This is a genomic window from Sulfobacillus thermosulfidooxidans DSM 9293 (genome assembly GCF_900176145.1).
GTDB lineage: Bacteria > Bacillota > Sulfobacillia > Sulfobacillales > Sulfobacillaceae > Sulfobacillus > Sulfobacillus thermosulfidooxidans.
Genome location: NZ_FWWY01000001.1, coordinates 1,667,613 through 1,680,454, shown reverse-complemented (window position 1 = coordinate 1,680,454; position 12,842 = coordinate 1,667,613). Strand labels below are relative to the sequence as shown.

The window sequence follows — 12,842 nt, the reverse complement described above, 5'->3', positions numbered from 1 at the left end:
GTCATTTGAACTCCTTTATTAGTTCCCTCGGACGTCCCAGAGAATTGTGACGCTTACAGTTCTTGAGCCAGCCGCTCAACGACTTGTCGCGCGTTGCCTTCGACGCCTAAATAGGTGTGCAGTCGCATGGATTCCAACATGCGTGACATACCGGGACCCATATGGCTCGCGGCCACATCACTCACATGGTGATCCATCAGGAATTTCGCAATCCGTGCGTGATGCCGACCTTCACCGTCTTGATCATGTAACGTATCCCAGTGGACATCGAATTCTTCCCAGTTCGTGATTTGATGATTTTCAATAGTCGCTAGTGCCACCCGAGGAGCACGTCCCCACCGAGGTTCTACCTGACCGGTCTCATCAACCGGAATACAAATGATATGTGCCATCCTAATCACCTCTTTCTATAATTTCCCATCCTTTTTCTTCTGTATGTACACCAAAATGCCTTGGCTATCCAACATAATGTCCAAAGCTAAGGGATCCACATTGTTTACCGGATGGCCTAAGCGTTTTAAATCTTGGGCAATAATTTCGGATAATGCCCGGTAGATTAGCTCATAGCTTGGATTCTCCGGCAATTGTTTAATCAACTCGTTGATATAGTGCACCCCTTTGCGGGAAAAGTCAAAAGCCTCTTGAGCTGGTTCTGTCACTCCAAAATGGGTGTGATAAATACGGTGCGCACCGAGCGCTTCCAGCCGGTCAAGGGATTGAAGCATCACGTCGGGATCAAAATCCACGGGCGAAGTGGTAGGAAATCCATAATCAAAGTCCCATCCGGTATATCCTGGTACGTAACGAATGCCGATCATGTCGCCGCTAAAGATTCCCTGTGTGACATCATCGACAATACACATGTGATGTTTGGCATGTCCTGGAGTATGGTAAAAACTCAACGTATGCTCTCCAAGATTCAGGGTGCCTTCATCGTCTTCGATGACGACCCGGCTTGCGTCCACGGGGACTAACGCGCCAAACATCTCATCCATATGGTCCCCATACACGGCCCGCGCACCCTGATCGAGCTTAGAGGGATCAATTAAGTGCCGGGCGGCCCGGGGATGCGCATGTAGAAGAGCATGTGGACTTTTTTGCATCATTTGGCCCGCTCCCCCAGCATGATCTAAATGGACGTGGGTCACAATAATATGATCTAAATCCACTGGGCTAAGGTCCAATTCTTTGAGACCTTGTAGCAATGCCTCATGGCTTCTCGCTGATCCCGTCTCAATTAACGCCGTCTGATCATCTTTAATCACATACGCACTGGATCGAAACGGTTTTCCTTCCTCAAATAAATCAATGGCATAAATCCCCTGACCATAATCAATAATGGACATACATCATCCCCCTCCCCCTATTATTTTCATCGGTTATCTGGAATCTGGCAATTAACGAATTATTCACATAAATAAAAAGCTAGAATTCTTACAGCATGCGGCAAAAAAGAAGGACATATGATCCACGTTATGGAGACTGAGACCAGAGGGCAAGGGTTTGTTGAACCTCTAATTGATGACCAATCTGATTAAAAACGGACAACGCACGGTAGAAATATTCTTGGGCCTCATCTTTTTGTTGGCGGGATAAGTGCCACTGCATTTGACGCCGGTGGGCCAATCCCTTGATGCGTTCGTTGTGGATGAAACGAGAAATCTTTAACATGCGTTGAATAATTTTCTGCGCCTTGCGCCAGTACCGGCGATGAATGTATAATTCCGCCAAGTCGTCTAGAATAAAAGCATATGACGCACTATCATCTCTCAAATACCCGAGGGCATCAATAAGACACGTTTCAGCCTTTTTCCATTGCTTCTGATAAAGATAATATTCGCCGCGGTCATGAATGACTGCGGCATAAGCAGCTTGGTCATGGGCCGCGAGCGCGAATTCTTCGGCTTTTTCTAAATGCTCTCGGGTTCTCGGCATTGCTTCATGTTGCATCAAATCGCACGCGGCTAGATCAATATGTGTCCAAGCCAACCAATACGGTTCATTAAGCTGTTTAGCGATATCCCAGCATTGTTCAAAAGTGTGGTACGCTTGATGAAATTGACCCATATTGAGATAACAAAGGCCGGTGTTTAATAACATTTTCATAACAATGCGCTCATCCCCATCGGCTTCAGATATCACTTGGTCATAAAGCACAGCAGCCATGGCAAAATGATTCATTTGATATAGCGCATTACCTGTGCGAATTAATGTGTGACGCCGGTCTTTGGTATCCACATGAGCAGGAAGCGACAACAAAATATGCAGACCAAAATCTGCAGCTTGCGAGACTTGACCTGTTAGTTGTAGGACTTGAGACAAATCGGGACCGATCGAAGCGAGTAAATCATGCCAGTGGTAAGCCCGGGTAAACTGATAAGCTTGGGACAAAATTTCTGCTGCATCCTCATGACGTCCTTTGATAACGGCGTCGTGTCCCGCCTCACATAAAGCCTGTGCCGCTTGCCTTAAGGCAACCTTTGGTGGACAAATTAACGCGCTCATGTCCACTCCGAGAACGTGGGCAAAGTGCCGGATCCAGTCGTCAGGAGGCACACATTGATTGGTTTCTATCAACTCAATCACGGAAACGGGAAGCCCTGGGGTCGCCAATGCTTCTACAGACAGGCCCTGCATCAGACGCAGGTTCCGAATCCGGTCACCTACGGTAAGGGACGCAGGCCGAATTTTCACGTCCTCCACGACCGACACCTTTACCTTCTACAAAATCTCCTGCCATAATAACAAACTTCATCAAGGCAGGAAAGATTTTCCGACCATATTGTCTTTATTTCGCCATTGTTGGCGAATTGCCCAAATTTTTTTCCGTTCTCCCCATAATTTCGACCATGTTTTCCATAAATCTTTCGCATACGACATATGATATCGGGAAGCGGTTAGAGCAAAAAAACTATAATGCAGCGTTACCGCAATGGCCGTCGTCAAAGGATAATATTTCCATACCAACAACAGGCGTGCTGTTTCGGCCATATGTTGGCGTTGCCTCCTATCTTTAGGATCAGAATGGCCCGGATGATGCAACACGCGGGATAAGGGTTCAAATATGACGCGATACCCTAATTGCCGGATACGAATTCCGATCTCCGTATCGTCATGCCATTTGGGCATCGTCTCATCTAATGGCCAAATAGCCTCGAGCCCCTCACGGCGTATAATCATGCCACATCCCATCGGATAATCGACTGGCTGTCCACGCCAGGTCAACAAAGTGCTTTCATATTGAGACAAAGACTCTCCCCAAAGACGATCTCTGCCGTGACCCGTAGCATCAAGAAAGGAACCCGCCCCGTTAATGATTTTCCCTTGGTTCATCAATACCAAAGGAGCAACAGCGCCCGCTTGCGGATGTTCCACCAGAACCTCCACAGCCTTGGCAAGCCAGCTCTCCGTCGCTTCTCCATCACTATCTAAAAATGCCAAAATTCGGCCTCTGGCCATAGCCACACCCGCATTACGCCCTCCTGCAACACCACGGTTTTCATTTAACGAGATCAATCGTAAGAGGGGATCGGAGAACTGGTGAAGAATATTGAGGCTTTGATCGGTCGACCCATTATCGACCACAATGCATTCAAGGGGCCTTGGATGAAGAGCCAAAACGGATTGAACCGCTTGAGCAATAACTTTTTCCCCATTATAGTTCACAATAATAACAGAGACATCTTCAACTCGCAGTCTGTCATCGTTTTCCATGACTCACCTCATGATAAAGGGCTGCGTGCTGAGCATACGTCTGATGCCAGGTAGGCAACGCTTTTTGGTCAACATCTACTCGTTCTTTTACCATTTCCATAATTTTTTGAGTCCATAATTCCACATGGTCCGTGGGTAAGACATAAAGTCCTTCCACAGTATGATCCCTCACGCCTCCTGTCGGCGAAGCAATGACGGGACAACCATGCCACAACGCCTCAAAACTCCCAAGGCCAAAGCCTTCATAATGGGAAGGCGAAAGATATATGGCCGCATCGTGATACAATCTCACCGTCTCACTATCTGACACATACCCCAAAATATGCACCCGGTCTTTCAGCGGGAAGTTCTCATAAGTCCGCCAAAACGATTCATTGTTCCAGCCATTTGATCCGGCCAATACGAGATGATGGGGCAAATGGCCCTTTGTGACGATCTCGTTGAATACCTCTAGCAAAAACTCCAAATTCTTACGAGGCTCAATCGTTCCCACATGAAGAAAATAGGGGGCTTCCAGAAATGATGCAGGCGATGGCGGAATATCTCTTAAACGATCACTGCCCAGCGCAATCACAGCAATACGATCTGGACTCAAGTCTGAAGCCATTTTTAACAAATCCTCTCGCACTTCCCAAGACGGAACGATAATTTTGGTGGCATTTCGCATTGAGCGCGGTACGACCTGCATCAGATAGCGAACCGTATCGGACCGTACCACTTCAGGCATACGGTAAAAGGCGGCATCATGGATCGTAACTACTGACGGGACGGAACTAAAGGGAGGAATACTAAATGCCGGGCCATGAAACACATCATAGTGATGACGCCTTAAATGCCATGGCAATAAGAGACTTTGCCAGGGGATTCCTTTGATACGGGGAATGACCCGAACGGCTACCCCATCCGATTCACTGTCATTCTTTTCATAAGATAAAGGATGCAAGACGACATTTTGGCTGTCATGTTGGTATTCGGCCAATAAACGCGCGATATATTGGGCAATGCCTACCCGTTCCCGTTGTCCGGACAAAACCCGCACATCCATAGCAACAACCGTGGCTATTGTCTTTCGCCTCCATCGCCTAATGACTTCCCATTACCTTAAAGCCCAAGAACACGCCGATATCCTTCATCGGTTAGGGAAGCCGTCTTATTCCAGTCAAACCGCCCAGCGCGCTGTTGTCCCCGCTCTGCCAAATTTTTTTGTTGTTCAGGGTGCGTAATGACCTGCCAAATCGCATCGGCCCAGTGAGAGGGATCGAGCGAATCCACATAGAATGCGGCATCGCCCCCTATTTCGGGCAATGAACTGTTGGTTCCGGTAATGACAGGACAGCCCAAGGACATCGCCTCCAAAATCGGTAGGCCAAACCCCTCATACAGGCTGGGATAGACAAAACAGCTCGCTTCGGCGTATAAATCCGCTAACGCAACGTCATTAATCATCGAGCATAATTCCACATTGTCCGGTACCACAGTCTCCTGCATCACCCGGGATAAATGATGGGATTCGATTCCCACCACTTTAAAATGCACCCCCCGCCTCACCAACATAGCCGCCGTTTTCATCACCAGGGCCAGATTTTTTCTGGGGTCCATGGCTCCCAAGACTAAAACAAAGGGCTTTTTGGGCCACATTATGTTGTCACTTTGATATTTAGGAGCCAAAGGCGTCACCATAATATTGTCAATGGGAACATTTAACGTTGCCGCAATATCTTGGGCCGCATGGTGAGACACCGTAAAGATCAGCGAGCTTTTCCGCACTAAATAGTTGAGGGCATTCATCCGGTATAGTCGGCTCAGATGATGGCGCAAGGGAATCTGACCTCCGAAATCCTTGCCCCGGTGCCATTCGATGACGTCATGAACCGTCAGCACTAAAGGTTGTCTCGTTCGTAGCGGCCCGATATTGGCCGTCCCATGAATTAATGACATGGAACGCGCCGCATAGGGCATAGCCAATTGTTCCCACCAAAAGAAATTGGGAGCCTTGAGAATCTCTATGGGAAACGCCGAGCGAAATTGTTTGATGGTCTCATTATCCGCTCGTTCATCCGCATACAGGTATAGATCATAGGGCCTAGGAATATCCGCTAGATGGCGAAGCAATTGGTAAATATATTCCCCAATACCTCGGCGGGGGCTATGCATTCCGTAGCGCGCATCAATACCAATGACGGGCCTTGTCACCTATTCCACCTGCCACGTGTGCGGAAGCACTAATAGCCCTGGGCTTCGTGCCATGGATTGCACCGCCAAGGGGATGGCTCCCGGCCATTCTCTTAACCGGCGACCATTATCATCATATAAGGTCACACTCATTTCATATTGGCCAGCCGTTAAATACAGTTCCGGCATATTTAAAGAAACCCGCACTGTTCCTTGTGGGAAGATGACTGGTGTACCGTCCAGTAACGTCGAGAAACTGGCAATTTCAAGCCCATCTGGCCGTCTTAAGGCCAAGCTCAAATGCCCCCTAAACGCATCAGGTCCATGATTTTCCATAACGATGACCACATTTAAAGAGTCCCCCGATAATAACGTATCAATAATTTTATCCCGACTACGCACAAAAGCCTGTTGCAACTGCAAAGGGCCTTCACTATCTCGTTTGACTTCCGAAGTGGTGAATTCCTCGGCGGGGTTTTGTGGATTTTGATCTAACACGCTTTGACGATACGCTAAGACCACATCACGGGGAAGACCCGATTTTTGCATGACCCCTTTATTAATCCAGATGGCTTGATCCATAAGCCGTTCAATGGATGACAGATCATGGGATACCAACAAAATACTCGTGCCTTCCCGCTTCATATGAAAAATACGGTCCATACATTTTTGTTGGAAGGCTTCATCACCGACTGCAAGGACCTCATCCACAATAAGAATTTCGGGTTCCACGCTGGTCGCTACGGCAAATCCCAAGCGGGCATGCATTCCAGAGGAATAATACTTCACCGGGGTATCAATGAACGGTCGAATTTCTGCAAAATCGATAATGTCATCCATCTTTTTTTCAATAGCCCGGCGGCTGATCCCTAAAATGGACGCGTTCAAGTAGACATTTTCCCGACCAGTAAAGTCAGGATGGAAACCAGCCCCCAACTCCACCAGCGCCGAAACCCGGCCTTCAATATGAATATGTCCTCGAGTCGGACTCATCGTTCGCGTCAAAATTTTTAATAACGTGCTTTTTCCCGAACCGTTATTGCCCACAATACCAAAAGAGGTCCCAGCAGGCATGTTCAATGAAATGTCTTTTAAAGCCCAGAACGGTTCCGCAGGTGCCTTTCTCCGGCGCTTTGGGATCATACGGGTCAACAGCTGTCCCACACTATCGGCCCTATCGCGGCGCAGCATAAATTGTTTCCAGACATGATCCACAACAATGGTTGCCACCTACATCACCTCAGCAAATAGCGGTTCAATCCGTCTAAAAAGACTAACCCCAGCCAAAAATACAAAAACCGTCCAGGCCAGAGCTACCCAAGCAAAAATGGGATATTGCAAATGGCCAGTAAAAATCACATCACGTTCCATTTGCAACAGGCTGCCCATCGGATTCATTAACAAAATACTACGGAGGCTGGGTTTCAGATTGGTAACAGGATACATAACCGGAGAAAAATACATCCACACCAAAAGAATAAGGCCCATAAGCTGGTTCACATCGCGGTAGAGAACATTTAAGGCCGCCACTAAGTAACCAATCCCGAGCGTAAAGAATATTTGCAGCACTAAAATAACAGGAATCCATAAGGTCGTCCAATAAATAGGGGTGTGATAAATAAAGATAAAGACAATGAGCACAAGTAATGAAAATAGGAAATCAATAAAGCGCGCCAAAACTGATGCCGTCGGCAACACAATACGAGGAAAATAAATCTTCGCCAATAAAGCCGCATTGCCGGATATGCTCCCAACAGCCGACATCACGCCATTAGCAAAAAAGTTCCAAAATGTGATTCCCGTCAACATAAAAACCACATAGGGAATCGGCTTACTGGAAGCATGAAAGACAACCCCAAAGACAAATCCAAAGATCGCCGCGGTCACTAAGGGGTTGATGATGGCCCAATATAACCCCAAGATCGAGTGTTTATAACGGGTTTCCACATCTCGTACTGCCAAATTGCGCGTTAATTCGGCCCACAACCCGATTTGATGGAAACGCTTTTGCCACTGGCTTTTCCATAATGACACAGAGGGTGACGATGCACTCTCGTGTGATGATTCATCCATACGGACAGGCTTTGACACGCTTTTTTTCGCTCCCTTGCTCGATCCAAAAATCAATCGCCGGCTCATGATATCCTTCGCTCATTTTAGACATCTATGGCTAAAATGCCAACAATCATAACCCTAGTGCCCCGTAGCTGTTAATGGCGCGCGGTAATTTTGAATACGATAACACCCGCGTCTTGAAAGACAATGTCGGCCTTTGGGGAGTGAGATAGGGTATGCAAAAAGGCATAAACCTTGGCTGAAGTGATGTGATCACTAAACTGGGTGTCCCAAATCACCTGCGCCCCATAGGCCAGGTGCAAAGGATTAAGACGACTTAAAGGCACCGCGTAAGGTGTCATGCCCAAATGCGGTAGCACGTTATTTTGTGCATAAATTTCCTGGTGGAGAGAAACATGAGCAAGGGCTTTGGTCAATGCCGCCGTATTTTGGGGCCTGACGCGCCAAGCCGAATGATAAAAATCTAAAGCCATTAATGCGAGCATTCCCAAAAGCACAGCATTTATAAACCCATGTGCTTTTTTGGACCAGGTAACCCGCGAAAAGTGTCTTAACGTGTCCATCACAGCCCACAACAAAAACGGTACCAACCACGCAGAGTCTTGGTCAAAGGGTGAGGATTGTGCCAAATTGCTTGAAAATAGATGAATACTTAACCCAATTAGGGCCATAATCCAATAGGGACTCAAGTAAAACGCCTTGTGACGAAGGATCAGTGTCGCTACGAACAAAAAGGGCGCTATCACCCAAATGCTATAAAGTACCGTGCGCATGGAGATATGAAAGTTTAACGGATAAACACCGGGCAAAAGCCAACGCGCCCATGATAAGTCAAATCCCAGGTGTAAGACGAGAAACCACACAATCAGCACAGAAAACGTCACGAGGGCAAACCGCCGGTCTTTTTGCAACAGCAATACCAGCGTGAACAATGCCATAACCAATGTTCCGTGAATCCCAAAACCCGTGAATAGAAGGAGAGTTAGGGTAAAGGCTCCTAACTGGGATTTCTGAGCCAAGACAAAGGCCCATAGTAAAAAGGGAATAGCCAAGAGGCTCATATGAAAATCATAAAGATTACCAGCAATCACTAAGGGATTTAGAAGGTACAATCCTCCTATCACAACCAGGGATTCTGGGGATAGGCCCCATAACTTGGCTAATTTCGCCAGAGGAATGTATCCTAATGCCACACCCAGAGTTTCGATAAAAAACAAAAACCGGTGCCTAGCCAGATGGCAGGATAAGCGAGAAAAATCATCAACCAGGCGTCATTGTGTCCTAATACGGGCCCGGAAAAATAGGTAGACGTGGCATGTATCCCTTCATGGACCCATGCCGCCAAAGCTTGCTGGTAAAATCCCAAATCAAAACCATGCGCGACATATAAGCTCCAGCGAAAAATCTGCGCGGAGAGGACAATCGCCACGTACGCAAAAATGCGACTATACAGTCCCACGCCAAAATATTGGGCATCACGATTCTCAACTTCTGGTTTTATCCAGACACTTTCCGTCATAATCGGCCTCTTTCATGAATCTTCATCATCCTTTGTGTCGATTCTGGCATAGCTCACGCTGAGGAGCAAGAACTGGTTCTTTTTTAAACTGCTTTCGATTTTTTTTGAAACAAGTTGATCCATTTCGAAATCAAAGGTGTACAATACAAATTGACCGAGGTCAATGGTCACGCGACCAAAAGACAATTTCAAACGACCTGGGAACAAAAAATTGCCATCATTTCGTACTCTGTCCCAGAAGCAGAGTCATAATTAAGTCCCGCGGTTAAATGTCAAGAACCGATCAGCTTAGGACAACGACGAACAGGGCCAGGTCAACATAAACCTGCCTAAAAGGAGGTGGTAGATAATGGCAAATCAGTTGTCAATCCCTTTAGTGCGGCATCAACTTCCTTTCGTCGTAGATTTGGCCCCGGGTCAGCATCCCGTAGACCACGCCGACCAACTTGCGTGCCGTCAAGACCAACGCCCGCTTATGCGCGTGGTGCGTGGCTTCGTGGTACTTCTTCTCGTAAAAGGCTTTGAACTGCGGGTCCCGCACCCGGACCCTCTCCGCCGCTTCGATGAAGTAGTACCGCAAATAGACGTTCCCCGTCCGCGTCAGCGGACGGATGTCGGCATCAAAATTCCCCGATTGATGCGGGCGCCAGGTCAGCCCCGCATATTTGGCCAAGGCATTTTCCGACGGAAATCGTTCGATGGGACCGATTTCGGCCAAGAGGCCCGCGCCATAGACCGGACCAATCCCCGGAATCGTGGTCAGGGTTTGGCGAAACGCCTGCATGTCACGGGCAATCACTTTGTCCAGCGCCTGTTGTTGATGTTCCAAGGCCCGGATGGTGTCCAAATGCAGGACCAAGCTTTGGTGCCGCGCGTCCTGCTCGTCCGGATGCAACCGAAAGGCGCGCCGCGCCAAGCGGTGCAAGGTCTGCGCAATGTCATCGGGCGCTTTCAGCCGTTGGCGACCGGCCGCCGCGATTTCCGCCACCAGATCCGCCAGCGGGATGGCTGCCAGCGTATCGGGCGTGTAGCGTTCCAACACGGTTTGCGACGCTACCCCAAAGACGTTCGAGAAAAACGGCTCCTCCGTATGGGCATACTGCCCCCAGACACAAAACAATTGCACCAACGCGCGATTTTTTTCTTGGGTGATGAGGTGGCTCAGCTGCCGACGATGGCGGGTCAAGACCTGCAACGCCGCATAGCGCGGATCCGGCGGGGTCCAGGGCGTGACGCGCCCAAACCGCATGACATCCGCAATCAGGGCGGCATCCGCTCGGTCGGTTTTGCCCCGATCCACATAGGTCTCTCGGAATTTCTGGACGACTTTCGGATTGAGGACGTACCAGGTGGGTTGCCACCGCTGCAAGTCGGGGGTTTGCGTCAGCCATTCCATCAGCGGCACATGGTACACGGACGTGGCCTCGACGCCAATGGCCAGCCGCGCGTACGGCGCGGCGTGGGGGTGCAGCCAGGCGACGAATTGCTCGGCCCCCGCCTGATCGTTGGGGACGGTCGTCCGCGCGACGACCTGGCCATCCGCCGCCATCGCGCAGACGACGTGAGCCCCGAGACTGGTGTCAATACCGACGTACAACACGCTATCCATGGGATTTCACCTCCCTTCGCGGAGGAATGCATCGGGAACGGGATTTCGCCGACGCGCCGACGCCTTCGCCGCAACCTCGCTTATAAGCCGTCATCGCCACCCGCGGTGTGCGATAGACCGGTGCCACGGGTCTCCACGGGGGGAGCGGCATCCCGCGCGTTAACTGTGACGAAGCGGCGTCGCCGACTCACAGACTTTCGAAGCCGTCAATCCGGCAGGAGGAATGCAGTCTTGAATCGTCCCGATCTTCTTCGAGCATCGCCGACGAAACCCGATCTGGCAAGCCTGATCATCCCGAATGCCGATTGCTGCTGGCCGCGAGGCAGGCCTCAAGATAAAGCCTCAGGGTAGCAGAATCAATTTCTTTATACGAGAATCCTGTAATAAAGTGTCCGGGGCGTATTTAGGGATTGAGTAAAGAATGGCCCCTCTGATAGGGTTGGAGTAGCGAACAACAACCAAATTCAGGGGGGCACAGTTCAATGGCTAAGCACAGTGTAGAGCAGAGCGACGGAAGAAAGCAAGGACTGGGGGTGGGCGGCATCGACGTGGCGAAGGACTGGCATTATGTGCAATGGCTGGACACGAACGGGCGGCCTGTCGGTAAAGCCTTTCGGTTCGCCAATACCCGTGCGGGATTTGAGGCGATGTGGGAGCGGCGGCCGTCCGAGGAGGTCCGCGTTGGCATGGAGTCCACCGGGCACTATTGGGTTGGGTTGGCCCATTGGCTCCGTGCGCACGGCGCGGAGGTGGTGCTGGTGCAGCCGGCTCACGTCCATCGACTCAAGGAATTGGATGACAATACCCCGACCAAGACCGACGCCAAGGATGCCCGGGTTATCGCCCGACTCGTCTATGATGGCCGGTGGTTCCGGTGGGAGCCGCGCGGCGGCGCGCTGGCCCAGCTGGCCACGTTGGCGGTGACGCGTCGGCAGCACCACCAGGACGTCATGCGATGGCGAGCGCGCATTGCCGGCTGGATCCATCAATACTTTCCGGAATTCTTCACGGTCTTCAAGGCGTGGGATGGGAAAGCGGCGCTGACGACGCTGGATACGCTCCCGACGCCGGACTTGGTGTTAGCGCAGTCCGTGGATGCGATAGCGGACCAGTTTAAGGCCGCCACCACACATCGCGTCGGCGCTAAACGCGCCCACGCCTTGCACCAGGCCGCCGTGGACTCCATTGGGATTCCCGTAGGCCGGGCGACTGCGCGTCTCCAACTCGCCTCCTATCTTCGGAGTTGGCGCGCGGCGCTCGCCGCGCAAACGGCCATTGAAGCCGCGCAAGCCGCCATTTTAGAGGACTGGACTCCTGCTCAGCCGTTATTCAGCATTCCGGGATTCGGGCCCCAGGTCATTGCCACGGTGTTGGGCGAGTTGGGGGACTTGTCCCGATTCGCCGATGCGCGCCAAGCGCAGAAAATGGCGGGACTCAATCTCACCCAAACCAGCTCGGGACACCGCCAAGGCCCAACGCATATTGCCAAACGGGGACGTCCCGCCGCGCGTGCCGTGCTGTATCAGGCCGCGTGCGTCGCGGTGGCCAAGGATCCCCAGTGGAAGGCCTGGTATCAGTCGCTCACCCGACGGGCGGCGCATCCGCTCGCCCCGAAAGCCGCCATGGTGGCGGTCGCGACGAAGCTCCTCCGGGTGGCCTGGGCGTGCATGAAGCACGGACAGGCGTATGATGCGGCGCGACTGTTCCCCCTGGGGGAGGTGTCGACCGCCGCGTAACGATGGAGGGGCTTCG

General features: G+C 50.7%; 12 protein-coding genes. 1 reads left to right on the top strand and 11 read right to left on the bottom strand.

All coding sequences use genetic code 11. From position 1 onward, the window contains the following. Nucleotides 1–53 precede the first annotated feature (53 nt). The 11 genes from B8987_RS08430 to B8987_RS08375 all read right to left on the bottom strand — a co-directional run bounded on the left by B8987_RS08430 (nt 54) and on the right by B8987_RS08375 (nt 11,090). Nucleotides 54–392 (bottom strand): NifB/NifX family molybdenum-iron cluster-binding protein, encoded by a 339-nt coding sequence (locus B8987_RS08430; protein WP_020375653.1) that lies wholly within the window; start codon nt 390–392, stop codon nt 54–56. Nucleotides 393–407: 15 nt separating this feature from the next. After that, nucleotides 408–1,346, bottom strand: coding sequence for an MBL fold metallo-hydrolase (locus B8987_RS08425; RefSeq protein WP_084661238.1), 939 nt, complete (start codon nt 1,344–1,346; stop codon nt 408–410). A 127-nt stretch (nt 1,347–1,473) separates the two neighbouring features. After that, nucleotides 1,474–2,712 (bottom strand): helix-turn-helix domain-containing protein, encoded by a 1,239-nt coding sequence (locus B8987_RS08420; RefSeq protein ID WP_084661237.1) that lies wholly within the window; start codon nt 2,710–2,712, stop codon nt 1,474–1,476. A gap of 42 nt (nt 2,713–2,754) precedes the next feature. After that, nucleotides 2,755–3,714 (bottom strand): glycosyltransferase family 2 protein, encoded by a 960-nt coding sequence (locus B8987_RS08415; RefSeq protein WP_084661236.1) that lies wholly within the window; start codon nt 3,712–3,714, stop codon nt 2,755–2,757. Next, complete coding sequence (locus B8987_RS08410; RefSeq protein ID WP_176213196.1) at nt 3,701–4,744, bottom strand: glycosyltransferase family 4 protein; 1,044 nt, start codon at nt 4,742–4,744, stop codon at nt 3,701–3,703. The genes B8987_RS08415 and B8987_RS08410 overlap by 14 nt, the downstream gene beginning before the upstream one ends. Nucleotides 4,745–4,815: 71 nt before the next feature. Then, a complete protein-coding gene (locus B8987_RS08405) occupies nt 4,816–5,907 on the bottom strand; it encodes a glycosyltransferase family 4 protein (RefSeq protein WP_242940650.1) in 1,092 nt (363 codons plus the stop codon). Continuing rightward, nucleotides 5,908–7,116, bottom strand: coding sequence for an ABC transporter ATP-binding protein (locus tag B8987_RS08400; protein WP_084661234.1), 1,209 nt, complete (start codon nt 7,114–7,116; stop codon nt 5,908–5,910). It abuts the gene before it with no gap. Next, nucleotides 7,117–7,977, bottom strand: coding sequence for an ABC transporter permease (locus B8987_RS08395; RefSeq protein ID WP_242940649.1), 861 nt, complete (start codon nt 7,975–7,977; stop codon nt 7,117–7,119). It abuts the gene before it with no gap. A gap of 119 nt (nt 7,978–8,096) precedes the next feature. Beyond that, the gene (locus B8987_RS08390; RefSeq protein ID WP_176213195.1) at nt 8,097–9,155 is read right to left on the bottom strand and encodes a DUF2079 domain-containing protein; all 1,059 of its coding nucleotides are present in this window, start codon (nt 9,153–9,155) and stop codon (nt 8,097–8,099) included. After that, entirely contained in the window at nt 9,146–9,481 is a 336-nt protein-coding gene (locus B8987_RS08385; protein WP_084661231.1) for a hypothetical protein, read from the bottom strand. Before B8987_RS08385 ends, B8987_RS08390 begins: the two co-directional genes overlap by 10 nt. Nucleotides 9,482–9,854: 373 nt before the next feature. Next, entirely contained in the window at nt 9,855–11,090 is a 1,236-nt protein-coding gene (locus B8987_RS08375) for an IS110 family RNA-guided transposase (protein WP_084661229.1), read from the bottom strand. Between the two features lie 482 nt (nt 11,091–11,572). Here B8987_RS08375 and B8987_RS08370 point away from each other — a divergent pair, with 482 nt between their 5' ends. After that, nucleotides 11,573–12,826: an IS110 family RNA-guided transposase gene (locus B8987_RS08370; protein ID WP_084660932.1), complete on the top strand. Its 1,254-nt coding sequence runs from the start codon at nt 11,573–11,575 to the stop codon at nt 12,824–12,826. The last annotated feature ends 16 nt before the right edge of the window (nt 12,827–12,842 follow it).

Excerpts from the sequence above, each read along its gene's own strand:
- B8987_RS08415 (WP_084661236.1), bottom strand. The coding sequence starts at position 3,714 with ATGGAAAACGATGACAGACTGCGAGTTGAAGATGTCTCTGTTATTATT.
- B8987_RS08375 (WP_084661229.1), bottom strand. The coding sequence starts at position 11,090 with ATGGATAGCGTGTTGTACGTCGGTATTGACACCAGTCTCGGGGCTCAC.
- B8987_RS08370 (WP_084660932.1), top strand. The coding sequence starts at position 11,573 with ATGGCTAAGCACAGTGTAGAGCAGAGCGACGGAAGAAAGCAAGGACTG.
- B8987_RS08430 (WP_020375653.1), bottom strand. The coding sequence starts at position 392 with ATGGCACATATCATTTGTATTCCGGTTGATGAGACCGGTCAGGTAGAA.
- B8987_RS08385 (WP_084661231.1), bottom strand. The coding sequence starts at position 9,481 with ATGACGGAAAGTGTCTGGATAAAACCAGAAGTTGAGAATCGTGATGCC.
- B8987_RS08425 (WP_084661238.1), bottom strand. The coding sequence starts at position 1,346 with ATGTCCATTATTGATTATGGTCAGGGGATTTATGCCATTGATTTATTT.